The organism is Halorubrum californiense DSM 19288 (assembly GCF_000336875.1).
Classification (GTDB): domain Archaea; phylum Halobacteriota; class Halobacteria; order Halobacteriales; family Haloferacaceae; genus Halorubrum; species Halorubrum californiense.
On sequence record NZ_AOJK01000064.1, the window covers coordinates 1 to 23,026 of the forward strand.

22 protein-coding genes are annotated in these 23,026 nt (G+C 69.0%); 17 read left to right on the forward strand and 5 right to left on the reverse strand.

Annotated elements, in window-relative coordinates:
- The first annotated feature begins 32 nt into the window (after nucleotides 1-32).
- Nucleotides 33-1,091: a siroheme decarboxylase subunit beta gene (ahbB, locus tag C463_RS12680; protein ID WP_008444385.1), complete on the forward strand. Its 1,059-nt coding sequence runs from the start codon at nucleotides 33-35 to the stop codon at nucleotides 1,089-1,091.
- A gap of 49 nt (nucleotides 1,092-1,140) precedes the next feature.
- Here the strand turns inward: ahbB and C463_RS12685 are convergent, their stop codons facing one another.
- Nucleotides 1,141-1,908, reverse strand: coding sequence for a bacteriorhodopsin (locus C463_RS12685; protein ID WP_008444387.1), 768 nt, complete (start codon nucleotides 1,906-1,908; stop codon nucleotides 1,141-1,143).
- A 1-nt stretch (nucleotide 1,909) separates the two neighbouring features.
- On the reverse strand, nucleotides 1,910-3,571 hold the full coding sequence (locus C463_RS12690; protein ID WP_008444389.1) for a methyl-accepting chemotaxis protein: 1,662 nt from the start codon (nucleotides 3,569-3,571) through the stop codon (nucleotides 1,910-1,912).
- Between the two features lie 307 nt (nucleotides 3,572-3,878).
- Here C463_RS12690 and C463_RS12695 point away from each other — a divergent pair, with 307 nt between their 5' ends.
- From C463_RS12695 to C463_RS12705, 3 genes are all read left to right on the forward strand, one after another.
- On the forward strand, nucleotides 3,879-4,676 hold the full coding sequence (locus C463_RS12695) for an aldo/keto reductase (protein WP_008444391.1): 798 nt from the start codon (nucleotides 3,879-3,881) through the stop codon (nucleotides 4,674-4,676).
- Between the two features lie 79 nt (nucleotides 4,677-4,755).
- Nucleotides 4,756-4,983, forward strand: coding sequence for a hypothetical protein (locus tag C463_RS12700; protein WP_049905930.1), 228 nt, complete (start codon nucleotides 4,756-4,758; stop codon nucleotides 4,981-4,983).
- A 127-nt stretch (nucleotides 4,984-5,110) separates the two neighbouring features.
- A complete protein-coding gene (locus C463_RS12705; RefSeq protein WP_008444393.1) occupies nucleotides 5,111-5,515 on the forward strand; it encodes a DUF5790 family protein in 405 nt (134 codons plus the stop codon).
- Nucleotides 5,516-5,532: 17 nt separating this feature from the next.
- Here the strand turns inward: C463_RS12705 and C463_RS12710 are convergent, their stop codons facing one another.
- A complete protein-coding gene (locus tag C463_RS12710; RefSeq protein ID WP_049905932.1) occupies nucleotides 5,533-6,327 on the reverse strand; it encodes a creatininase family protein in 795 nt (264 codons plus the stop codon).
- 97 nt (nucleotides 6,328-6,424) lie between these two features.
- Between C463_RS12710 and C463_RS12715 the strand changes: the two genes are divergently transcribed.
- The gene (locus C463_RS12715; protein ID WP_193365870.1) at nucleotides 6,425-6,763 is read left to right on the forward strand and encodes a DUF5789 family protein; all 339 of its coding nucleotides are present in this window, start codon (nucleotides 6,425-6,427) and stop codon (nucleotides 6,761-6,763) included.
- A gap of 115 nt (nucleotides 6,764-6,878) precedes the next feature.
- On the opposite strand, the gene C463_RS12720 is transcribed toward C463_RS12715, so the two are convergent.
- Together C463_RS12720 and C463_RS12725 are read right to left on the reverse strand one after the other, a co-directional pair.
- The gene (locus C463_RS12720) at nucleotides 6,879-8,822 is read right to left on the reverse strand and encodes an ABC transporter ATP-binding protein (protein ID WP_008444396.1); all 1,944 of its coding nucleotides are present in this window, start codon (nucleotides 8,820-8,822) and stop codon (nucleotides 6,879-6,881) included.
- Between the two features lie 219 nt (nucleotides 8,823-9,041).
- Nucleotides 9,042-9,320 (reverse strand): DUF7538 family protein, encoded by a 279-nt coding sequence (locus C463_RS12725; RefSeq protein WP_008444397.1) that lies wholly within the window; start codon nucleotides 9,318-9,320, stop codon nucleotides 9,042-9,044.
- A 116-nt stretch (nucleotides 9,321-9,436) separates the two neighbouring features.
- Between C463_RS12725 and rnz the strand changes: the two genes are divergently transcribed.
- From rnz to C463_RS12785, 12 genes are all read left to right on the forward strand, one after another.
- Entirely contained in the window at nucleotides 9,437-10,366 is a 930-nt protein-coding gene (gene rnz / locus C463_RS12730; RefSeq protein ID WP_008444399.1) for a ribonuclease Z, read from the forward strand.
- Between the two features lie 704 nt (nucleotides 10,367-11,070).
- Nucleotides 11,071-11,997: a replication factor A gene (locus C463_RS12735; RefSeq protein WP_008444404.1), complete on the forward strand. Its 927-nt coding sequence runs from the start codon at nucleotides 11,071-11,073 to the stop codon at nucleotides 11,995-11,997.
- Nucleotide 11,998: 1 nt separating this feature from the next.
- Complete coding sequence (locus C463_RS12740) at nucleotides 11,999-12,664, forward strand: RPA family protein (protein WP_008444405.1); 666 nt, start codon at nucleotides 11,999-12,001, stop codon at nucleotides 12,662-12,664.
- Between the two features lie 165 nt (nucleotides 12,665-12,829).
- Nucleotides 12,830-13,234, forward strand: a complete 405-nt coding sequence (locus C463_RS12745; protein WP_004598641.1) for a hypothetical protein — start codon at nucleotides 12,830-12,832, stop codon at nucleotides 13,232-13,234.
- Nucleotides 13,235-13,610: 376 nt separating this feature from the next.
- The gene (pdhA, locus tag C463_RS12750; RefSeq protein WP_008444407.1) at nucleotides 13,611-14,714 is read left to right on the forward strand and encodes a pyruvate dehydrogenase (acetyl-transferring) E1 component subunit alpha; all 1,104 of its coding nucleotides are present in this window, start codon (nucleotides 13,611-13,613) and stop codon (nucleotides 14,712-14,714) included.
- A complete protein-coding gene (locus C463_RS12755; RefSeq protein WP_008444408.1) occupies nucleotides 14,715-15,701 on the forward strand; it encodes an alpha-ketoacid dehydrogenase subunit beta in 987 nt (328 codons plus the stop codon).
- 45 nt (nucleotides 15,702-15,746) lie between these two features.
- Nucleotides 15,747-17,375 carry a dihydrolipoamide acetyltransferase family protein gene (locus C463_RS12760; RefSeq protein ID WP_008444409.1) on the forward strand — a complete coding sequence of 543 codons (1,629 nt, stop codon included), beginning with the start codon at nucleotides 15,747-15,749 and terminating at the stop codon, nucleotides 17,373-17,375.
- On the forward strand, nucleotides 17,375-18,802 hold the full coding sequence (lpdA, locus tag C463_RS12765) for a dihydrolipoyl dehydrogenase (protein WP_008444410.1): 1,428 nt from the start codon (nucleotides 17,375-17,377) through the stop codon (nucleotides 18,800-18,802). The genes C463_RS12760 and lpdA overlap by 1 nt, the downstream gene beginning before the upstream one ends.
- A gap of 343 nt (nucleotides 18,803-19,145) precedes the next feature.
- Entirely contained in the window at nucleotides 19,146-21,278 is a 2,133-nt protein-coding gene (katG, locus tag C463_RS12770; protein WP_008444411.1) for a catalase/peroxidase HPI, read from the forward strand.
- A 289-nt stretch (nucleotides 21,279-21,567) separates the two neighbouring features.
- Complete coding sequence (locus C463_RS12775) at nucleotides 21,568-21,897, forward strand: DUF5783 family protein (protein WP_008444412.1); 330 nt, start codon at nucleotides 21,568-21,570, stop codon at nucleotides 21,895-21,897.
- A gap of 76 nt (nucleotides 21,898-21,973) precedes the next feature.
- On the forward strand, nucleotides 21,974-22,354 hold the full coding sequence (locus C463_RS12780; protein WP_008444420.1) for a NifU family protein: 381 nt from the start codon (nucleotides 21,974-21,976) through the stop codon (nucleotides 22,352-22,354).
- Between the two features lie 233 nt (nucleotides 22,355-22,587).
- A complete protein-coding gene (locus tag C463_RS12785; protein WP_008444422.1) occupies nucleotides 22,588-23,007 on the forward strand; it encodes a PPC domain-containing DNA-binding protein in 420 nt (139 codons plus the stop codon).
- The last annotated feature ends 19 nt before the right edge of the window (nucleotides 23,008-23,026 follow it).

Sequence of the window (23,026 nt, forward strand, 5' to 3'; positions counted from 1 at the left end):
ATGTGTATAAGAGACAGCCCCTACCCGAAGCAATGAGTTTGGACGCCGACTGGCGGGCCGACCTTGACGCGGTCGACGCGGCCCTCATCGACGAGTACCAGAGCGGCTTCCCCGTCGAGTCGCGCCCGTTCGAGCGGGCCGCCCGCGACATCGCGGCCGAGACGGGGAGCGACGTCGACGCCGACGACCTCCTCGACCGCGTCCGCGACCTCCGCGAGCGCGGCGTGTTCCGACGGTTCGGGGCCGTTCTCAATCCCCCCGTGATCGGCTCCTCGACGCTCGCGGCGGTGCGCGCGCCCGACGACCGATTCGACGAGGTCGCCGAGATCATCAACGGCTACCGGCAGGTGAACCACAACTACCGGCGCGACCACGAGTGGAACCAGTGGTTCGTCGTCACCGCCGGGTCCCGGGAGAAGCGCGACGAGATCCTCGCGGGGATCGAGGAGCGCACCGGCTGCGAGGTCTTGGCGCTCCCGATGCTCACTGACTACTACATCGATCTGGAGTTCCCCGTCGTCAACCGGGACCGGTTCGCGCGGGAATCGCTCGACGAGACGGCGGTCTCCGCCACCCGTATCTCCGAGAACGCCCGCGGCGACCTCTCTCCCATCGAAGCCGACCTCCTCCTCGCGATTCAGGACGGCTTCCCGCTGTCTGCGACCCCCTACGCCGACGTGGCGGCCGAGATCGGTGCGCCCGTCGACGACGTGCTCGCGGCGGTCGAGCGACTGCTCGCGGACGGCTGTATCAAGCGGATCGGCTGCGTCGTCAACCACGTCGTCACCGGGTTCACGAACAACTGTATGGTGGTCTGGGACGTGCCCGACGACGAGCTCGACGAGCGCGGCGAGGCGGTCGGGAGCCTCCCGTACGTCACCCTCTGTTATCACCGGCCGCGCCGCCCCGAGCAAGAGTGGGAGTACAACCTGTTCACGATGATCCACGGCCGCGAGGCCGAGGCGGTCGACGCGAAGATCGACGAGTTGGCTTCCGACTACCTCCCCTTCGACCACGAGCGGCTCTACTCGACGGAGACGCTGAAACAGACCGGCGCGCGCTACGAGGACCTCGTCGCGGACGGCGAGTAGACAGAAACGGGGGAAAAGAGACGGAAGCAGAGAGAAAACGGACCGCGGCTCAGTCGTCGCCGAGGACGGTCGTCCCGTCGCCGGTCGCCGTGTCGGCGCCGCCGAACGCATCTTCAGTGTCGGGCCCGTCCGCGCCGAGGCGGTCCAGCGCGTCCCTGCCCGCGACCGCGACGACGACGAAGCCGACCTTCGAGACGATGTCGAGGTAGACGAACACGAGCATCTCCGTCGCCGTCGTCAGCAGGCCGAGCCCGGTGGGCGCGAGCAGCCACACGACCGGGTACAGCGTCCACAGCACCACCGTGATGTTCCGGAGCGTACCGAAGACGGCGCGGACTCGGTCGCCCTCCGCCGAGGCCGACCGCGGGAGCGAGACGAGGAGCCCGTAGACGAGCGCGAGGTACGCGACCCCGGCGCCGCCGAAGGCGACCCACGAGACCGTTCCGCTGGTCGCGGCGGCGATGATTCCGCCGGCGATGATCAATACGTCGACGCCGATCAGCCCGCCGAGCACGCGCCGGGACGGCCGCGCGAGCAGGCCGAGGTAGAGGAGGAGAAGCGGCGTCGTCAGGAGCCAATCGACGTACCGAGCGACGTCCAGCTCACCGGCCGACAGCGAGACGCTGCCGACCCCGAGCGCCATCAGGAGGTACGCGATCGCCGCGATACCGGTGACGCCGGCGAGGGTGCCGTAGTAGACGGCGTGCGACTCGTCGCCTTCCGGAGACCGAGAGAACCACGCCCACAGCGGGGGTATCGTCCCGGCGCCCATCGCGAGCGCGCCGATCCACGCCCAGACGGCGGTGTCGACGAGCATCTCAGTTCACCCCCTCCCCGTCGCCGCGTGAGAAGTCGAACTCGGTTTCCTCCCCGGTCGCAGTCCCCCCGTCGGAGACCGCGGCGGCGCCGTCGCCCGACGCTCCGCGGCCGGTTCCGCGGCTCGGGGCGCCGAGGCCGTCGTCGGTCGCGAACTCGAAGTCGTCGACCGCGTCGCGCAGCGCGAGCGCGCGGTCGGAGAGCGACCCGGCCGCGGTCTCGACCGCGCCGAGGGTCTGTTCCTGCTCGTCGACCGCGCCGGTGACGTCGCCGGCCGCGCTGGCCGTCTGCGCGCTGATCGCCGAGACGTCCTCGACGTGGCCGACGACCGCGTCGACGGAGTCCGCCTGCGTCTCGGTCGCTCGGGTGATCTCCGTCATGCTCGTGTCGGTCCGCTCGGAGGCCTCCGCGAGGCGTTCGAGGGCGTCGATCGACGTCTCGACCGTGTCGACGCCGGCGGAGATCCGCTGTTCGGTGCGCGCCATCGCGTCGGCGCCCGTCTCCGCGCGCTCCTGGACGGAGTGGATCCGGGCTTCGATCTCGCTCGCCGACTCCTGCGTCTCCTCGGCCAGCGCCTTCACCTCCTCGGCGACGACCGCGAAGCCGGCGCCGTCGGCCCCGGAGCGGGCCGCCTCGATGGAGGCGTTCAGGGCGAGCAGGTTCGTCTGCTCTGCGATCTCCGAGATGGTGTCGACCACCTCGCCGATCTCCTCGACCTCCGCCGCGAGCGCCTCGACCTCCGCGGTCGTCTCCGCGGTCGTCTCCTCGACGGCGTCCATCTCCGCGAGCGCCTCCTCGGCGGCCTCACGGCCCTCTTCGCCGACCGCCGCGGCGTGTTCCGCGGTCTCCGCCACGTCGGTGACGGTGGAGGCGACCTCCTCGGCCGACGACGCGAGGTTCTCGGCCTCGTCGGTCGCCGCCTGTAGGTCGTCGCGCTGCGTGCGCGCGCCCTCGGCGATCTCCTCGACCGCGTCGCTCACGGTCCCGGTCGTCGCCCGCAGGTCCTCCGTGCGGTCGTCGACGGTCCCGGCCACGTCGGCGGTGTCCTCGGCGACGGTCGCGACGGACGCGACCGTCTCCTCCAACTCGTCGGCCATCTCGTTGAACGCGACGCCGACGCGAGCCATCGCCGCGTTGTCGACGTCGGAGTCGACCCGCTGGGTCAGGTCGCCGTCGGCGAGCGCCCGCATCGCCGACTCGTACTCGGTCGCCTTCCGCTCGACCGTCTCGGCGCGCTCGTCGGCCTCTCGTCGCGCCTGCTCCGCCTCCTCGCGGGCCGCTTCCGCGTCGGAGATCTCCGAGCGAAGCGAGCCGCGCATCTCGTCGAACGCCCGGAACAGCCGCCCGATCTCGTCTGTTCGGCCCGTGTTTAGTCGTACGTCGAGGTCCCCCTCGGCCATCCGTTCGGCCTTGGCCGTGAGCTGTCGCAGGGAGATGACCGTGTTCGATCCGACGGTGACGCCGATGAGCGCGAGGCCGATCACCGTCAATAGCGTCATCCCGACGAGCCCCGAGCGCACCGCTGCGCCCGCGGCGCCGGCCTCCTCCGCGCGGAGGTAGACGATGACACCGTATGAAACTGAAACCCCCATGACCCCGATCAGCGACAGCGCGAGCTTCGCGCCGTAACTCGACCGGATGCCGGAGGACGATCCCGCTTGCATGTGTATTAGGACGACAGGGATCGTATCGGCATAATAACTGCTCCCCGAATATCATCGGAGATAACTGTGTCCGGGGCTGTCCGCCGACCTCGTACTCCTCGACGAGCGAGCCGTCGTCGATCGTGCTCCGCAGCGAGACTTCTTCCGGTGATACGGTGTACCCCACTCTCGGAGAGTCTTCAAAAGTAAATCAGGATCCTCGCCCGTCCCGAACCGTTCGGGGTTGATCTCGCGGTGCGTTCGGGGTGATTCCACGACGCGCTCGGGGACCGGTACGTTGAGGGCGCCGCCGCTCACACGTGCGTCCATGTCGACCTTCGATCGGCTCGGGTACGGGACGTACAAACTGGCCGACGGCGAGGAGTGCGTCTCCGGCGTCGCGCACGCGATCGAGACCGGCTACCGCCACGTCGACACCGCGCAGGGGTACGACAACGAGGCGTCGGTATCGGCGGGAATCGACCGCACCGACGTCGACCGCGACGACCTGTTCGTCGCGACGAAGCTCTCGACGGACAACCTCTCGTACGACGACGCGACGGCCACCGCCCGGGTGAGCCGCGACCGCCTCGGCGTCGACTCGATCGACCTGCTGTACGTCCACTGGCCGATCAACAGCTACGACCCCGAGGAGACGCTGCCCGCCTTGGACGACCTCGTCGATGACGGCGTGATCGATCGGATCGGCCTCTCGAACTTCCGGCCCGACCAACTCGCCGAGGCCATCGACCGTCTCGACCACGACGTGTTCGCCCACCAGGTGGAGTGTCACCCCCTGCTTCAACAGGAGCGGCTCCGCGAGTACGCGGTCGAACACGACCACTGGCTCGTCGCCTACTCGCCGATCGCGCGCAACCGCGTCGCCGACGTCGACGTCCTCCGAGAGATCGCCGCGACCCACGACGCGACGCCCGCGCAGGTGAGCCTCGCGTGGCTGCTCTCGAAGCAGCGCGTCGCGCCGATCCCGAAGGCGGCCGACTTCGGGCACGTCGAGGAGAACTGGGCCGCCCGCGAGATCGCCCTGACCGACGACGAAATCGCCCGGATCGACGCTCTGGACCGCGACGAGCGAATCGTCGACTTCGAGGAGGCGCCGTGGAATTAGGGCTGATCTCCGGAGCGATCAATACCGGTATTGCGGCCTCATAGTCGGTTTAACGGCATTTCCGGTCAAACGAATGACCGTGCCGGACCCGAACCCCCAGTCCGACGCCGGTTCTCCCGCTGACGGCTCTTCTAGCGCCGATTCCGACCCCGACGGGGAGTCTCGTCCTCGCGACCGTCTGGCCCTCCTCGCGGCGACGCCCGGGACGGACGCGGTGTTCCATCAGCTCCGGACGCTCGCCCTCCTTGCGGGGTTCCTCGCCCTCCTCGTGACGCTGATCGCGGTGGAACTGCTCGTCAGGATCTAACCGGCGTTCGCCGAACCGAAACTGAACGCGAGATCCGCCCGATCCGGCGACGGGCCCCGTCCTCACCGCCGGTTTCACTTTCGCTTTCGGGCGCGTTTTTAAACGGCGCCGGCGCGACGGTCCGGGTATGGGCCAGTCCACGTTCGACGACGACGACCTGTTCGGCGAGGCGGCCGAGGAGACCCGCGCGGAGGTCGAAGAGCACCTCGCGGCAGCGCGCGAGGAACTTCCCGACCCGGACGCGGTGTGGGAGACGGACGCGGACAACGTCCTCGGCGCCCTCAACGGACTGAAGTCCGCGCTCGACGCCGGCGACGCGGTCGACAGCGTCCGCTCGGCGAAGAAGGCGTACGTCCTCGGCGAGCGCGCCGACGCCTTCGAGGACGCCGACGACCTGAAAGCGGAGATCGAAGAGCTGGAGTCGCTCGTCGGCGACATCGAGGGTGCCGCCGACGAGGTGGCCTCACTCACCGGCACCGTCCCCGCGATCCGCGGGGCGCTTCAGGACGCGGCGGACGGGGACGAGGAGTAGCGCCCGCGCCGCGCGTTTTACTCGGTGCCCCGGTCGACGACCGCCGCCGCCAGCTCCGCGAGCGACGCGCTCGCGCGGTCGAGCAGCTCCGCGCCGCGCTCGGCGTCGCCCGCCCGCGGGTCGCCGACGACGCCGTTGTCGGTGAATTCGTCGGAGTCGTGCGCGAGATTCACGCCCGAGACCCACTCGCCCCATCGATCGGCGGCGCCCGCGCTCGCCTCGTCGACGCGTTCCTCCCGGACCAGCTCCGGGTTCGTCGCGCGCAGCAGCGCCGTCTCCAGCGGGCCCGCGTGACCCATGTCGCCCGCGTGGTCGCCGACCGCCTCGAACCAGGTGAACGCGACGCCGTACCCCGCGTGGGAAGCGTCGCGCGAGAACCGGCGGGCGACCTCCGCGAGCGCCTCGACGTTCCCCCCGTGACCGTTGACGAACACGACGCGGTCGACGCCGTGCGAGACCAGCGACTCGGCGGACTCCCGGACGTACGCCCGGAACGTCTCCGGCGAGACCCACATCGTCCCGTCGAACGCGCGGTGTTCCTCGGCGACGCCGACGTGGACCGGCGGCGCGACCGCGACCTCGCCACGCGCGGCGTCGCCGCCGCCCGCGTCGTTCTCCTCGCTGCCCGCATCGGCCGACTTCCCCTCCGTCTCGTAGGCGTCGGCGGCCGCCTCCGCGACCGCGACGGCGTTCAGCGCGTCGGTGCCGAGCGGAGCGTGCGGCCCGTGCTGTTCCGTGCTGCCGACCGGGAGAAACGCGACGTCGACGTCGGCGTCGCGCACGTCGGTCCACGTGACCTCGCTGAGGCGCATGTCGGGACCTCGACGCGCGGCGCCGTATAGGCGGCGGTCATCGTCGACGCCGGGGCCGCTCGCGTCGGTCATCGTCGCGCGACCGCTCCCGGGTATTATGCCGCTCCCCGCGGATCGACACCGCATGAGCGGTGACACCGCGGAACACGACCCGGAGGCGCACGATCCGGCTCCCGCCGTGACGTTCGGCCCGCTGAAGCGGGCGCTCCGCGAACACCGTTACCCGGTCACGGCGGCGGAGCTAATCGAGCAGTACGGCGCCGCGAAACTGGAGACCTCGACGACGACGACGCGGCTCGACAGCCTGCTCGAGGGCTCGGCGGAGAGGCAGTTCAGGGACCCGTCCGAGGTCCGCGAGGCGATTCTCGACGCGCTCGGCCACGCCGACGCGTCCCCGGAGGCGCCCGCGGACGAGTGGACCGAACTCCCGCGGTGACTCGTCCGTCGCTCCCGCGGTGACTCGTCCGTCGCTCCCGCGGTGACGGTCGGTCGGCTCCACCGGTTCCGGGCCGGCCGGAACGGCGTAGCGTCCCGGCCGGCCGCGGTCGAGGTCAGTCGTCGTCGGTCTCGGCGTCCTCGACGATCCGGGCCGTGCGCTCCTGCGCGCGGTCGATGAACTCCTGCGGAAGTTCGTCGATCTCGCCGGCCTGAACGCCCCAGAGGTGCGCGTACAGCCCGTCGTTGTCGAGCAGCTCGTCGTGCGTGCCGCGCTCGGCTATCTCGCCGCCCTCCAACACGAGGATCGTGTCCGCGTCCTTGATCGTCGAGAGCCGGTGGGCGATCGCGAACGTCGTCCGGTCGGTCGTGAGCCGGTCGAGCGACCGCTGGATCAGCATCTCCGTCTCGGTGTCGACGTCGGAGGTCGCCTCGTCGAGGATGAGGATGTCCGGGTCGGTCAGGACCGCGCGCGCGATGGTGATACGCTGACGCTGGCCGCCCGAGAGCTTCACGCCGCGCTCGCCGACCATCGTGTCGTAGCCGTCGGGGAGGTTCTGGATGAAGTCGTGGGCCTCGGCCGCCTCGGCGGCCTCGCGGACCTCCTCGTCGGTCGCGTCGAACGTGCCGTAGGTGATGTTCTCGCGGACGGTGCCGTAGAACAGGTACGACGACTGCCCGACGTAGCCGATCGAGCGGCGCAGCGACCGCAGCGTCACGTCGCTGACGTTCTGGTCGTCGATCCGGATCTCCCCCTCGTCGACGTCGTACATCCGGAGCAGGAGCTTGAGTACGGTCGACTTGCCGGCGCCGGTGGGGCCGACCAGCGCGAGCGTCTCGCCGCCCTCGACCTCGAAGTCGATGTCCTCGACGATTGGCTCGTCGTCGTAGCCGAAGGAGACGTCGTCGTACACCACGTCGCCGTCGTCGACGGCGAGCTCCTCGGCGTTGCGGTCCTCCTCAAGCTTCGATGGCTCGTCCATCAGCCCGAAGATCCGCGCGGAGGAGGCGCGGGCGCGCTGGTACATATTGATGATCTGCCCGAACTGCGCCATCGGCCAGATGAACCGCTGCGTGTAGAGGATGAACACGACGAACATCCCCTCGGAGAGCTCGCCGGTGAACGGGCCCGGCGGCCCCTGGAACACCCAGAGCCCGCCGACGATGAACGTGAGTACGAAGCCGATGCCGGCGAGGACGCGGAGCGCGGGGAAGAACTTGATCCGCGTCTCGATGGCGTCCCAGTTGGCGTCGAAGTAGTCGAAGGAGACGTCGTCGACGCGGTCGGACTCGTAGGACTCGGTGTTGGCGGCCTTGATCACTTGGATGCCGCCGAGGTTGTTCTCCAGCCGGGAGTTCATCTTGCCGACCGTCGACCGCACCTCGGCGTACTTCGGCTGGATGATCTTGATGAACAGGTATGTAAACCCGGCGATGACGGGGACGGGCAGCAGCGCGACCAGGGCGAGCTGCCAGTTGATCCAAAAGAGGAGGACGCTGATCCCGACCACCATCACCGACAGCCGGAACACGGAGTTCATCCCGTCGTTGAGGAACCGCTCCAAGCGGTTCACGTCGTTCGAGAGGATGGACATCATCTCCCCGGTCTGCTTGTCGGAGAAGAAGTCCATGTTGAGCCGCTGCATCTGGTCGTACGTGTCGGTCCGGACGTCGTGCTGGATGTTCTGCGCGAAGGCGTTGAACCCCCAGTTCCGGACCCAGTGGAACCCGGCGCCGAAGAGGAACGCCCCGGCCAGCACCGCGATCGTGAACCAGAACTGCGCCGCCTGTTCCCCCGGGAGCCACGCGTCCGGCAGCAGCACGAGCGGGATCTGTTCGGCGAACGCGGCCTCGCCGCGGAAGATCGCGTCGAGGGCGATCCCGAGCATCAGGGGGGGAAGCAGGTCGAGCAGGCGGGCGAAGACGCTGGCGAGGACGCCCACCGTCACCTGCGGGACGTAGTCGCGGCCGTACTCGAAGAACAGCCGCTTCATCGGATTCTCGATCTTGTCCCGCTGCTCCTCGAAGGGATCGTCTTCCTCCCATTCGACGCCACTCATCACAGAATCGTATCAGGTAGGGCGGCAAATAGGTTTCCTTCGAACCGAAATACATCGGCAGAAAACACCGGTAACGAGCGGTCGAACGGCCGATATCGCCCTCGCGAACCGCGCTCGACGGCAGCGACGCCGTCGGTCGTGCCGGGCCGAACCGGCGCGCGCGACGGCACCGGTCCGGCGACTCTCGGCGGCCGCGGACCCGACCTCCGCGCGACGGGCTCAGAGCTCGCGCCGTTCCACTTCGGCATCGATCCCGGCCTCGTCGAGGTCCTCCCGGACGCGCCGCCGGAGCGGATCCGGGACGCCGTCGCGCGGGACCGGCATGGCCGTCCCGCCCTCGTCGTCGTCGGTCGGGACGGACCAGTAGAGGACGCGGACGCTGTCGGCGTAGAACTCCACCGCGTACCGGTCGTTTCCCCCCTCGTAGTGGACGCGGGCGGCCGCGCCCTCCGCGCGCCATCCCTCCTGTCGGACCAAGGCGGCGATCGGCTCTCGCATGCCTCCGCTCGGGCGGCCGGACTCATGTGGGTGTCGCCCGCTCCCCGCGACGCCGTAACGGTGGTTCCCTCACCCGCATCGACACCGGTTTACAAACGGCGCTCCGACGGGCGAGCATGTCTCTTCGCGTCACCTTCCTCGGGACGGGCGGCGCCGTCCCGACCGTCGAGCGGGCGGCCAGCGCCGTCTTCGTCAACCGCGAGGGCGACCGCTTCCTCTTCGACTGCGGCGAGGGCACTCAGCGCGAGATGATGCGCAGCGGGACGGGGTTCGGCGTCGACCGCGTGTTCGTCTCGCACCTCCACGGCGACCACGTCCTCGGCATCCCCGGCCTCATCCAGACGCTCGGGTTCAACGACCGCACCGACCCGCTGACGGTCCACTGCCCGCCGGGGACCGACGACCACCTCCGCGACCTCGTCCACGCGGTCGGCCACGACCCGGCGTTCCCGGTTCGGATCGAACCCGTCGAACCCGGCGAGGTCGCCTACGAGACGGACGAGTACGAGGTCCGCGCGTTCGAGACGGAACACCGGACCGTCTCGCAGGGGTACGTCCTCGCAGAGGACGACCGCCCCGGTCGGTTCGACCGCCCGAAGGCGGAGGAACTGGGCGTCCCCGTCGGCCCGAAGTTCGGCCGCCTCCACGAGGGGGAGTCGGTCGAGGCCGAGGACGGCACGGTCGTCGAGCCCGAACAGGTCGTCGGCCCGCCGCGCCCGGGTCGCAAGCTGGCGTACACCGCCGACACCCGCCCGCGAGAGGCGACCGTCGAGGCCGCCGAGAACGCCGACCTGCTGATCCACGACGCCACCTTCGCCGACGACATGGCCGACCGCGCCCGCGACACGGCCCACTCGACCGGCCGCGAGGCGGGGTCGATCGCCGACCGCGCGGACGCGAAGCGGCTCGCGCTGGTCCACATCTCCTCGCGGTACGCCGCGGACGCGCGACCGATCCGCCGCGACGCCAGAGAGGTGTTCGACGGCGAGTGCCTGTTGCCAGACGACGGCGACCTGATCGAGGTGCCGTTCCCCGACGCGGACTGAGACGTTGACGCTCCGGCCGGGCGGCTCTCCTCGGGTGACTCCGTGACCGAAACGGAGACCCCCGAAGCTCCGGTTCCCCGGCCGTACGACTGTGTTTCTGTTCATACACCAGCGGTTGACACGACCCGATCCGAAGCCCCAGCAGCGAGGCAGACGCACGCTCGCTGCGGTCCTCAGTCGCTCACTCCGTTCGCTCCTTGCGGTCCTTGCCTCGCCTGCGCCCGCCTCGCTGCTGCCCCTTCGAGTCCCGCCCCGACCACACGGCACCGCAGCCTCACACCTCCCCAGCCACGTCGCTGGCACCCTCCGCTTCGCTCCGGGGCCAGCGACTCCCTCGCGCGTGCTGTCGCCGGCGCGAAGCGCCGGCTTCCAGAGGGACCTTCGGTCCCTCGCGGCTCGGCCGCGGGGCGGCCTCGCAGGCACGCGCCACCGCCCCTCTCGCCACCCTTGTCGGATCCTCGCTCCGTGCGGCTGCGATCCGTGTGATCGTTCCACTCGAAACGAAGCCCGCGTGCGGCTGACGAGCGTCTGACGCAGTGAGGACCGCTCTGTCGGCTGATCGTCTCGGATCGAAAGAATCCCCCACAGCGGTCCTCAAACGGGCGTTTCGTTCCACTTTCACCGCGGTCACGTACGTTTTAATACCATCTGGAACCAACCATCGTACGCCTCCCACAGAAACAAGACCGGAGGCGGAGACACCCATGAGCGAACTGCGACAGGAAGCGGAAGCGATAGCGGAACAGTTCTCGGACCACACCGACGTCGACCCCGACGACGTCGAGGAGCGGCTGACGACGCTCGTCGACGAGTACCGCGTGCCGCTCGACGAGGCGAGCCGGAGCGTCACCAACAGCTACCTCGAAGACGCCGGGATGGAGCGCGACGAGCTCGGCCGCGGCGGCAGCGAGGAGGTCCTCGTCAACGACATCGACGAGGACGAACAGTGGGTCGACCTGCGCGTGGAGCTGGTCGACCTCTGGGAGCCGCGCAGCGACTCCATCTCACAGGTCGGCCTGCTCGGCGACGAGTCGGGCACGATCAAGTTCGTCGCCTTCGAGACCTCCGACCTTCCCGAGCTGACCGAGGGACAGGCGTACGAGCTCTCGAACGTCGTCACCGACGAGTACGAGGGGAGCTACTCGGTGAAGCTCAACCGGACGACCGGGATCACCGAGATCGACGAGGAGATCGAGGTCGGCGACAACGCCGACACCGTCGAGGGCGCGCTGGTCGACATCCAGTCCGGTTCCGGACTGATCAAGCGCTGCCCCGAGGAGGACTGTACGCGCGTCCTCCAGAACGGGCGCTGCTCCGAACACGGGCAGGTCGAGGGCGAGTTCGACCTGCGGATCAAGGGCGTCCTCGACGACGGCGAGACCGTCACCGAGGTCATCTTCGACCGCGAGGCCACCGAGGACCTCACCGGCATGACCCTCGATGAGGCCAAGGACATGGCGATGGACGCGCTCGACACCACCGTCGTCGCCGAGGAGATGGGCGAGGACGTGCTCGGGCGCTACTACCGCGTCACCGGCCCCACCTTCGGCCGGTACGTCCTGGTCGACGAGATGGAGGACCCCGGAACAGTCGACGTTGAAAGCGCGCTGATCGAAGCGAGGTCGATTTGAAATGAGCCAGTCAGCCCCCACCCGAGAGGTCGCCCGGCGCGTGTTCGCGAGCGAGTTTAACGACGCCGGCTACACGTTCACCGAGTCCGACGACGAGCGGGCCCCCGTCTACGCGCTGTTACCGACGGGCGAGTCCTCGAACCGCGTGTTCTTCGTGGGGACGCTCACGGAGAAGGAGGACGTCGGCGAGGACAGCGAGTACTGGCGCGGCCGCATCGTCGACCCGACGGGCACGTTCTTCGTGTACGCCGGCCAGTACCAGCCCGAGGCCGCTTCCAAACTCCGGGACTTGGAGCCCCCGGCCTACGTCGCAGTCGTGGGGAAGCCCCGGACCTACGAGACCGACGACGGCACGGTCCGGGTCTCCGTCCGCCCCGAGTCGATCACCGAGGTCGACGCCGCCACCCGCGACCGCTGGGTCGCGGAGACCGCCCGCCGCACCGTCGAGCGCGTCGCCGCGTTCGACGACGAGGGCAACGAGTACGCGCGGATGGCCCGCAAGGAGTACGACTCCGACCCCGAGACGTACAAGGCCGCCGCGCTGTCGGCGCTGGAGGACCTCGACGACAGCGGCGACGAACTCGCGGGCGACGAGTCCGGGAGCGACGACGCCGCGCTCGACGACGCTCCGGACGGGACCGACTCGGCCGGGACGCCGGAGCCCTGACACGGCCGGCGTCTCGGCGTTCCGACGCGGTCGACGCGCCGGAACGCTGACGCGCCGAAACCGGAGTTCCGCGACGTTCGGCGCGGTTCTCCCTCCGAACGCGGTTTTCATTCTTGCGACCGTCTGACAAACGCTTAAGTGATCCGCGGAACGAACGGTCCGATAATGGGCAACAAGAACAAGACGATCTCGTTCCGCGTCAACGAGGATGCGTTCGAGACCCTCCGCGACATCGCCGAGGAGCGGGATATCTCCCTGTCGGCGGTCTTCCGGGACTACGTGGATACGCTCGTTGCCCACGACGGTCAGGTCCGGGTCATCCCGGAGGCCGAACTGGACAGCATGGGCGACAGCGGGGAGTCGTTCCCCCCGAAGATCGAGGTCCCGAAGAGCTTCGTCCGCGAGCACGAGCGGCTGGAGCTCGAGGCCGAACACCTCCGCGAGCAGCTCGAAGAACACAAGCGCTACGTCAACTACCTCCGCGAGCAGCTGGAGGACGGCGACGAGGAAGTGATCCAGCTCGAGGACCTCGACGGCGAGCCCGACGAGCCCTCGTTCCGCCTCGGGTAGCGCTTCGATCCGGGCGAGACCGCCCGTCCCACCGATTCTCCCGCGCCACGCTCGACCGCGGAGTCTCATCATGCCCGACCGCGGAGCCACATCACGCTCGATTGCCGAGCCGCGGCGCCGCCACGTCCGGTCCCCGCGTCGGACGACCCACCCCGCGCGAAACCTTCCTGTTCGTCCGTTACTGACCGACGAAACGCCCATGTTGGCGAAAATATTGCCGAACGGCTCGGAGTTTGTTCAGAAACGTCTGATTCTCTCCCAGTCTGATGGACGCTCTCTCAGCGCGAAGGCGCTATTTCTGATTATACTAAATTATTTACGAAAACGATATTACCCGGGCGGTGGACAGATCGGACATGCGAAGGTGGGTTCGACCGTGAGCGTGTTCGACAGGGCGTACGACGATACGGTTCGCGTCCTCGACGAGGAGGGCGAGGTCGTCGGCGACCTCCCCGACCTCGACGACGAGTCGCTCGTCGAGATGTACAGGCACATGCGGCTGGCGCGCCACTTCGACGGCCGTGCGGTGAGCCTCCAGCGGCAGGGCCGGATGGGGACGTATCCCCCGCTCTCCGGACAGGAGGGCGCCCAGATCGGGTCGGCGTACGCGCTCGACGACGACGACTGGATGATCCCGTCGTACCGCGAGCACGGCGCCGCGCTGGTCCACGGGCTCCCGCTGAAACAGACGCTGCTCTACTGGATGGGCCACGAGGACGGCAACAACGCCCCGCCGGACGTCAACGTCTTCCCGGTCGCCGTGCCCATCGCGTCGCAGATCCCCCACGCGACGGGCGCCGCGTGGGCCTCGAAGCTCCGCGGCGAGGACGACGCGTTCGTCTGCTACTTCGGCGACGGCGCGACGAGCGAGGGCGACTTCCACGAGGGGGTCAACTTCGCCGGCGTGTTCGACACGCCGACCGTCTTCTTCTGTAACAATAACCAGTGGGCGATCTCCGTCCCGCGCGAGCGGCAGACCCGGAGCGCGACGCTGGCGCAGAAGGCGGAGGCGTACGGGGTCGACGGCGTTCAGGTCGACGGGATGGACCCGCTCGCGGTGTACAGCGTCACGGAAGCGGCCTTGGAGAAGGCGCGCGACCCCGACGCGGACCGCCCGCGACCGACGCTCATCGAGGCGGTCCAGTACCGGTTCGGCGCGCACACCACCGCCGACGACCCGACCGTCTACCGCGACGACGACGAGGTCGAGCGCTGGAAGGCGAAGGACCCGATCGACAGGCTGGAGTCGTACCTCCGGAACGAAGGGGTCCTCGACGACGAGCGCGTCGCGGAGATCGAGTCGTCGGTCGAGGCGCAGGTCGCGGACGCGATCGACGCGGCGGAGTCGATGGCGCGGCCCGACCCGCGGGAGCTGTTCGAGCACGCCTACGCGGAGCTTCCGCCGGAACTGGAGCGGCAGTACGAGGAGTTCGCCGCGCTGCGCGACGAGCGCGGCGACGCGGCGTTCCTGGAGGACTGAATGACCGACACACAGAATCTCACGCTGGTACAGGCGGTCCGAGACGGGCTACACACAGAACTGCGCGAGGACGACGACGTCGTCGTGATGGGCCAAGACGTCGGGAAGAACGGCGGCGTCTTCCGCGCCACCGAGGGCCTCTTCGACGAGTTCGGCGGCGACCGGGTGATCGACACCCCGCTCGCCGAGTCGGGCATCATCGGTACCGCGGTCGGGATGGCGGCGATGGGGATGCGACCCGTCCCGGAGATCCAGTTCTCCGGGTTCATGTACCCCGGCTTCGACCAGATCGTTTCCCATATGGCACGGTTCCGGACCCGGAGCCGCGGGCGGTTCACGCTCCCTATGACGCTGCGCGCTCCCTACGGCGGCGGCATCCGCGCGCCGGAACACCACTCCGAGTCGAAGGAGGCCTTCTACGCCCACGAGGCGGGGCTGAAGGTCGTCATCCCCTCGACGCCCCGCGAGGCGAAGGGGTTGCTCGCGGCGTCGATCCGCGACCCCGACCCGGTGATCTTCCTCGAACCGAAGCTGATCTACCGGGCGTTCCGCGAGGCGGTGCCCGAGGAGCCGTACACGGTCCCCATCGGCGAGGCGGCCACGCGGCGCGAGGGCGACGACGTCGCCGTGTTTACCTACGGCGCGATGACCCGCCCCACGCTGGAGGCCGCCGAGACGCTCGGCGAGGAGGGGATCGAGTGCGAGGTCGTCGACCTCCGCACGATTTCCCCGCTCGACCGCGAGGCGATCGTCGAGGCGTTCGAGAAGACCGGCCGCGCGGTCGTCGTCCACGAGGCGCCCAAGACCGGCGGCCTCGCGGGCGAGATCACGGCGATCCTCCAGGAGGAGGCGCTCCTCTATCAGGAGGCGCCGATCGGCCGCGTCACCGGCTTCGACGTGCCGTACCCGCTGTACGCCTTGGAGGACTACTACCTCCCGTCAGCGGCGCGCATCGAGGACGGAATCCTAGAGGCGGTCGAATTTTAACATGGCCGCCGGAGATACATCCATGACCACCGAGGAGGCCGATCGATGACCGTCAAGGAGTTCAAGCTCCCCGACGTCGGCGAGGGCGTCGCGGAGGGCGAACTGGTCTCGTGGCTGGTTGCGCCCGGCGACCGCGTCGCGGAAGACCAGCCCGTCGCCGAGGTCGAGACCGACAAGGCGCTCGTCGAGGTGCCGTCGAGCTACGACGGGACAGTCGAGGAGCTGTTCGTCGAGGAGGGGGAGATGGTCCCCGTCGGCGACGTGATCATCTCGTTCCGCGTCGACGAGGACGGCGACGACGCGGGAACCGAAGTCGAAGCCGAACCCGAGCCCGCATCGACCGACGAGTCGGCGTCGGAACCGGCCACCGAGGCGGCCGACGCCGAGCCCGACACGCCGTCCGGGCGCACGTTCGCGCCGCCGTCGGCCCGCCGGCTCGCCCGCGAACTCGGCGTCGACGTCGCCGCGGTCGACGGGAGTGGCCCCGGCGGTCGCGTGAGTGAGGCGGACGTGCGGGCGCACGCTGAGGGCGCCGACGGGTCCGCCAGTTCGGATGGCGCGGACGACGGCCCCGAACCACGTCCGTCTCCGACGCCGACCGATGTCGGCTCCGGCGACCGCAAGTCCGCGGTCAGCAAGCGGGGCGCTAACGGACCCGCCGGATCTTCGACGGCGACCGCCGCCGGCGGGCCCGAGCCCGCGGGCCGCGAGACGACGCTCGCGACCCCGGCGACGCGGAAGGTCGCGCGCGAGCGCGACGTGGACATCGACGACGTGCCGACCGACGAGACCCGCGACGGCGAGGCGTTCGTCACGGCCGACGCCGTCAACGCGTACGCGGACGCGCTGGAGTCGGCGGCGGCGTCGACGGCGACCGAGACGACGCCCGAACCGGAACCGACCGACGTCGACGCAGGTGCGGAGCCGGCCGCGACGGACGCCGCGTCCGCAGACGCAACCGCGTCCGGCGACGAGACCGTCCCCTACCGCGGCGTCAGGCGGACAATCGGGAAACAGATGGAGCGGTCGAAGTTCACGGCGCCGCACGTCACCCACCACGACACCGCCGAGGTCGACGCGCTCGTCGAGGCGCGCGCGGACCTGAAGCCGACGGCGGCCGAGCGCGACGTGAAGCTCACCTACATGCCGTTCGTGATGAAGGCCATCGTCGCCGGCCTGAAGCAGCACCCGTACCTCAACAGCGAGCTCCGCGAGGACGAAGAGGAGATCGTCGTAAAGAAGGAGTACAACCTCGGGATCGCGGTCGCGACCGACGCGGGGCTGATGGTCCCCGTCGTCGATAACGTCGACGAGAAGGGGCTCTTCGAACTGGCCGACGAGGTGAACGACCTCGCCGCCCGCGCCCGGGAGCGCAAGCTCAAACCGGCGGAGATGCAGGGCGGGACCTTTTCGATCACCAACTTCGGCGCCATCGGCGGCGAGTACGCGACGCCGATCATCAACTACCCCGAGACCGCGATCCTCGGGCTTGGGGCCATCGAGGAGCGCCCGGTCGTGCGCGAGCGCGACGGCGCGAGCGAGGTCGTTCCGGCCCCCACGCTGCCGCTGTCGCTGTCGATCGATCACCGCGTCGTCGACGGCGCGGTCGCGGCCGAGTTCGCGAACACCGTCATGGAACGCTTAGAAAACCCGCTGCTGCTACTCAACGAATAATGGTCGTCGGAGACGTCACCACGGGAACGGAGGTACTGGTTATCGGCGCGGGGCCGGGCGGCTACGTCGCCGCCATCCGCGCCGCACAGGAGGGGCTCGACACGACGCTGGTCGAGAAGGACGCCTACGGCGGGGCGTGTCTCAACCGCGGCTGCATCCCCTCGAAGGCGCTCATCACCGGCAGCGGGCTGGCCCACGAGGCGGGCAACGCGGAGTTCATGGGCGTCCACGCCGACCCCGCCGTCGACATGGGGAAGATGGTCGAGTGGAAGGACGGCGTCGTCGACCGGCTGACGGGCGGCGTCGAGAAGCTCTGCAAGGCGAACGGCGTGAACTTGGTCGAGGGGACCGCCTCGTTCGTCGGCGAGGACACCGTCCGGGTCGCGCACGGCGGCGACGGCCAGGGCTCGGAGACCCTTTCGTTCGAACACGCGGTCGTCGCCACCGGGTCGCGCCCGATCCAGATCCCCGGCTTCGAGTTCGCCGAGGACCACGTCTGGAGCTCCGCCGACGCGCTCGACGCCGAGACCGTCCCCGACCGCCTCGGGATCGTCGGCGGCGGGTACATCGGCATGGAGCTGGCGACCACGTACGCCAAGCTCGGCGCCGACGTGACGGTCGTCGAGATGCTCGACGACATCCTCGACCCCTACGAGGACGACGTGAGGCGGGTCGTCCGCAAACGCGCCGCGGAGCTGGGCGTCGAGTTCCAGTTCGGCGAGGGCGCGAGCGAGTGGGCCGAGGCCCCCGACGGCGGCTACCTCCTCCGCACGGAGACGGAGGACGGCGAGGAGTCGACGTACGGCGTCGATAAGATCCTCGTCGCGGTCGGCCGCCAGCCGGTCACGGACGGACTCGACCTGAACGAGGCCGGGATCGAGACGGACGACCGCGGGTTCATCGAGACGGACGACCGGACCCGCACCGCGGTCGAACACGTCCACGCCGTCGGCGACGTGGCGGGCGACCCGATGCTCGCGCACGCGGCCTCGAAGGAGGGGATCGTCGCCGCCGAGGTGATCGCGGGCGAACCCGCCGCGATGGACCAGCAGGCGATCCCCGCCGCGGTGTTCACCGACCCCGAGATCGGGACGGTCGGCATGACCGAGGCGGAGGCCGCAGACGCCGGCTTCGACCCTGTTGTCGGCGAGATGCCCTTCAACGCTTCCGGCCGCGCGATGACGACCGGCCACACCGAGGGGTTCGCCCGGATCGTCGCCGACGAGGAGAGCGGGTTCGTCCTCGGCGGACAGATCGTCGGCCCCGAGGCGTCGGAGCTGATCGCGGAGGTCGCGCTCGCGATCGAGATGGGGGCGACGCTGGAGGACGTGGCCGCCACCGTCCACACGCACCCGACGCTCGCCGAGGCCGTGATGGAGGCCGCCGAGAACGCGCGCGGACAGGCGATCCACACGCTGAACCGCTGAATCTCGGCTCGCCGAACGCTAGGTCTCTGTCCCAGTGATCCCGGTCCCCGTAGACGTCGACCGATCGACACCGCGACGCTTGCGGAGCGAGACCCACGCGTAGTGAGACGGTCGGATGGGACTCTCACGCACTATTTCCGAACTGTCGACACCCCGAGTGGTCATCGATTCGATCCTCGCTGCCCGACACCGAACACTCCGCTGAGCGTCGCTGTGGGTCGCAGCGGAGATTTCGAGATCGACAAAAAGAACTTCATTATTTCGATAGAAACTCTCTATTATTACGATGATTCCCTCTCCGGATTAGACAATATTATCTGCGAAGAGGGTCGACTATTTTTTGATGGCTAGTAACACCCAAGAGTGGTGGCCGGACCAGTTGGATCTGGAGCTACTCGACCAGAACGCCGGGGACATCGGTCCGCACGGCGCGGAGTTCGACTACGCTGCGGCGTTCGAGGAACTCGACCTCGAGGCGGTCAAGTCCGACCTCGAAGCCGTGATGACCGACTCGAAGGAGTGGTGGCCCGCCGACTACGGGCACTACGGTCCGCTGTTCATCCGGATGGCGTGGCACAGCGCCGGCACGTACCGATCGCTCGACGGGCGCGGCGGCGCGGCCGGCGGCCACCAGCGGCTCCCCCCGATCAGCAGCTGGCCCGACAACGTGAACCTCGACAAGGCTCGGCGGCTGCTGGAGCCGGTCAAGACCAAGTACGGCGAGAAGCTCTCGTGGGCGGATCTCATTGTCCTCGCCGGCAACGTCGCGCTCGAATCGATGGGCTTCGAGACGTTCGGCTTCGCGGGCGGCCGCGCGGACGACTTCCGCGGCGACGACGCCGTCGACTGGGGGCCCGAAAGCGAGTTCGAGACGACCTCCGAGGAGCGGTTCGACGAGGACGGCGACCTCAAAGCGCCGCTCGGCAACACCGTGATGGGCCTCATCTACGTCAACCCCGAGGGGCCGAACGGCGAGCCGGACCTCGACGGCTCCGCGAAGAACATCCGCCAGTCGTTCAGCCGCATGGCGATGAACGACAAGGAGACCGTCGCGCTCATCGCCGGCGGCCACACCTTCGGCAAGGTCCACGGCGCCGACGACGGCGACAACCTCGGTCCGGAGCCCGAGGACGCCCCCATCGACCTTCAGGGCCTCGGCTGGGACAACGAGTTCGGCGAGGGGATGGGTCCCGACGCGATCACCAGCGGCATCGAGGGGCCGTGGAACGCCACCCCGACCGTCTGGGACATGAGCTACGTCAACAACCTGCTCACGTACGACTGGGAGCCGGAGAAGGGTCCCGGCGGCGCGTGGCAGTGGACCACGAAGAACGACGAGCTCGACGACGCCGCGCCCGGCGTCGCGGACGCCTCCGACAAGGAGGACGTCATGATGCTCACGACGGACGTCGCCCTGAAACACGACGACGACTTCCGGGCCGTCCTCGAGGAGTTCCGCGACGACCCCGACGAGTTCCAAGAGACGTTCGCGAAGGCGTGGTACAAGCTCATCCACCGCGACATGGGCCCGCCGGAGCGGTTCCTCGGCCCCGAGGTCCCGGAGGAGACGATGATCTGGCAGGACCCGCTGCCAGACGCCGACTACGAGGTCGTCGGCGACGAGGAGGTCGCCGAGCTCAAGAGCGAACTGCTCGACTCCGGCCTGTCGACCGGCGAACTCGTCAAGACCGCGTGGGCGGCGGCGTCCACCTACCGCGACAGCGACAAGCGCGGCGGCGCCAACGGCGCCCGCATCCGGCTCGAACCGCAGCGGAGCTGGGAGGCCAACGAGCCTGAGCAGCTCGCCGAGGTCCTCTCGACGCTCGAAGACGTTCAGGCCGAGTTCAACGAGTCGCGGTCCGACGATGTCCGCGTCTCGCTCGCCGACCTCATCGTGCTGGGCGGCACCGCGGCCGTCGAGCAGGCCGCGGCCGACGCCGGCTACGACGTCGAGGTGCCGTTCGAACCCGGTCGCGTCGACGCGACCGCGGAGCAGACCGACGTCGACTCCTTCGAGGCGCTCAAGCCCGATGCCGACGGCTTCCGTAACTACCTCGGCGACACGGACGAGGACGTCGAGGACCGCATGGTCGACAAGGCGGACCTGCTGAACCTGACCGCCAGCGAGATGACCGTGCTGGCCGGCGGCCTGCGCGCGCTGGGCGCCACCTACGGCGACTCCGACCGCGGCGTCTTCACCGACGAGCCCGGCACGCTCACCAACGACTTCTTCGCGAACCTGCTCGACATGCAGTACGAGTGGGACGCCGTCACCGAAGACGAGGATGTCTACGAGATCCGCGACCGCGAGACCGGCGAGGTCGCGTGGGAGGCGACGCGCGCCGACCTCATCTTCGGCTCGAACGCGCGGCTCCGAACCATCGCGGACGTGTACGCGAGCGACGAGGAGAAGTTCGTCGAGGACTTCGCCGCCACGTGGAGCGACGTGATGAAGCTCGACCGCTTCGACCTGTAGTAGCGCGGTCGCCGTCGCGGTTCGGTTTTCTTTCTGAGTCCACCCCTCCGTACGTTCTCGCTCGTTCGACGCGTGGGTCTCGCCCGTCAGCCCGCCGAGCGTCCGGTCTGTGAGCGGTGCCGTGTCGCCGGCTTCGCTGCGAGCGCAAGATTTTATATAGCGACATACAATTTACTTCGCTCGCTACGCTCGGATCGCTCCTCCGACCGCGCGCTGCGTTCTTCCCGTCCGTTCCGGCGTCTCGGCGCCGATCGACCGCCTTTTTTCCCGCCGGACCCTCGCTCGCGACATGGCCGACGAGTTCGACCCGGAGAAGTTCGAGGACAAGTACGCCAACTACTTCAACGAGCTACAGCGGGCGTACAAGAACGCGTTCAACCAGATGAACGACCGGTACGACTCGGAGCTGATCCACGGGATCGACCAGACCGTGCTCAACGAGTCGGAGCCGTTCTACGAGGACGGCGCGTTCCGCGTCGAACTCCCGGAGAACCCGCGCGAGCGCATCCGTGGTGCGGTCGCGGTCGACGACGAGACGTTCGAGGAGACCCTGGAGGAGTACGTCGAGCGGATCGAGTCCGAACTGTACCGGACGCTCGGCGTCGACCGGCCGGAGTGAGGTCGGACGCGGCGCGTATTCCCGCCGGATCCGGCCGAACCAAAGGCATAAGCCCGGTGCCCGCCAACTCGCGGGCATGAGCACGGACACGGCTGACGCGGACAACGAACTCCGCGAACGGATCACGAACTTCCTGCGGCGCAACTTCCCGCAGATTCAGATGCACGGCGGCAGCGCCGCCATCGCCCACCTCGACCGCGAGAAGGGCGAGGTGACGGTCCAACTCGGCGGCGCCTGCTCCGGCTGCGGCATCTCCCCGATGACGATTCAGGCGATCAAGTCCCGGATGGTCAAGGAGATCCCCGAGATCGAGACGGTCCACGCCGACACCGGCGCGGACGCCGGCGCCGACGGCGACCTCGGCGGCACCAGCAGCGGCGGCGGGATGTCCCCCTCCTTCCCCGGCGAGACGACCGACGACGACGGCGACGACGAAGGCCCGCAGGCGCCCTTCTGAGCTGATCCGAGCGGACCCGACCTCCTCTCTCTTTCCGCTTCGTGAGTCACAACGCTGTCCTGCGCTTATCCGCCGTTCCGACGGCTGAGACGCCGTTTCTCGGGCCTCTCGTCGTTCCGTGAGCTTCCCGTCGTGATCGTCGTGTATCGTATGTCGCTATATCAATTCCGCTCTACCCAGCCGACTCGGTCCGACTGAAGCCTTTTTCTCCCCGGCAGCCGTGGAGGGTTCCTATGTACCATCGCGAGGTCGAACCCACGGCGGAGTACGTCGCGCGGTTCGAGACGGGCGCCGACTGGCGCGAGGAGATAGAGACCCTCGCACGCGAGGAGGACGTCCAGGCCGGCTGGTTCACGGCGCTCGGCGCGGTCCAGGACGCGGACGTCTGGTTCTACGACCAAGGCGAGACCGAGTACCGATCGGTCACGTTCGACGAACCGCTGGAGGTGGCCGCCTGCGTGGGCAACGTCTCGCTGCTGGAGGGCGACGTGTTCGCGCATACCCACGTCGTCCTCTCCCGGCCGAGCGGGCAGGCGCTCGCGGGCCACCTCGACTCGGCGACCGTCTGGGCGGGCGAGTGTCACCTGCGCGCGTTCGCCGAGCCGCTGGAACGCTCGCACGACGAGGCCACTGACTTGGACCTGTGGCTGTGACCCGCCGACCGAGCCTCGC

Excerpts from the sequence above, each read along its gene's own strand:
- C463_RS12695 (WP_008444391.1), top strand. The coding sequence starts at position 3,879 with ATGTCGACCTTCGATCGGCTCGGGTACGGGACGTACAAACTGGCCGAC.
- C463_RS12745 (WP_004598641.1), top strand. The coding sequence starts at position 12,830 with ATGGGCAACAAGAACAAGACGATCTCGTTCCGCGTCAACGAGGATGCG.
- C463_RS12755 (WP_008444408.1), top strand. The coding sequence starts at position 14,715 with ATGACCGACACACAGAATCTCACGCTGGTACAGGCGGTCCGAGACGGG.
- ahbB (WP_008444385.1), top strand. The coding sequence starts at position 33 with ATGAGTTTGGACGCCGACTGGCGGGCCGACCTTGACGCGGTCGACGCG.
- C463_RS12725 (WP_008444397.1), bottom strand. The coding sequence starts at position 9,320 with ATGCGAGAGCCGATCGCCGCCTTGGTCCGACAGGAGGGATGGCGCGCG.
- C463_RS12685 (WP_008444387.1), bottom strand. The coding sequence starts at position 1,908 with ATGCTCGTCGACACCGCCGTCTGGGCGTGGATCGGCGCGCTCGCGATG.
- C463_RS12690 (WP_008444389.1), bottom strand. The coding sequence starts at position 3,571 with ATGCAAGCGGGATCGTCCTCCGGCATCCGGTCGAGTTACGGCGCGAAG.
- C463_RS12735 (WP_008444404.1), top strand. The coding sequence starts at position 11,071 with ATGAGCGAACTGCGACAGGAAGCGGAAGCGATAGCGGAACAGTTCTCG.
- C463_RS12760 (WP_008444409.1), top strand. The coding sequence starts at position 15,747 with ATGACCGTCAAGGAGTTCAAGCTCCCCGACGTCGGCGAGGGCGTCGCG.
- C463_RS12740 (WP_008444405.1), top strand. The coding sequence starts at position 11,999 with ATGAGCCAGTCAGCCCCCACCCGAGAGGTCGCCCGGCGCGTGTTCGCG.
- katG (WP_008444411.1), top strand. The coding sequence starts at position 19,146 with ATGGCTAGTAACACCCAAGAGTGGTGGCCGGACCAGTTGGATCTGGAG.
- C463_RS12780 (WP_008444420.1), top strand. The coding sequence starts at position 21,974 with ATGAGCACGGACACGGCTGACGCGGACAACGAACTCCGCGAACGGATC.
- lpdA (WP_008444410.1), top strand. The coding sequence starts at position 17,375 with ATGGTCGTCGGAGACGTCACCACGGGAACGGAGGTACTGGTTATCGGC.
- C463_RS12775 (WP_008444412.1), top strand. The coding sequence starts at position 21,568 with ATGGCCGACGAGTTCGACCCGGAGAAGTTCGAGGACAAGTACGCCAAC.
- C463_RS12720 (WP_008444396.1), bottom strand. The coding sequence starts at position 8,822 with ATGAGTGGCGTCGAATGGGAGGAAGACGATCCCTTCGAGGAGCAGCGG.
- C463_RS12710 (WP_049905932.1), bottom strand. The coding sequence starts at position 6,327 with ATGCGCCTCAGCGAGGTCACGTGGACCGACGTGCGCGACGCCGACGTC.
- C463_RS12715 (WP_193365870.1), top strand. The coding sequence starts at position 6,425 with ATGCCGCTCCCCGCGGATCGACACCGCATGAGCGGTGACACCGCGGAA.
- C463_RS12785 (WP_008444422.1), top strand. The coding sequence starts at position 22,588 with ATGTACCATCGCGAGGTCGAACCCACGGCGGAGTACGTCGCGCGGTTC.
- C463_RS12705 (WP_008444393.1), top strand. The coding sequence starts at position 5,111 with ATGGGCCAGTCCACGTTCGACGACGACGACCTGTTCGGCGAGGCGGCC.
- rnz (WP_008444399.1), top strand. The coding sequence starts at position 9,437 with ATGTCTCTTCGCGTCACCTTCCTCGGGACGGGCGGCGCCGTCCCGACC.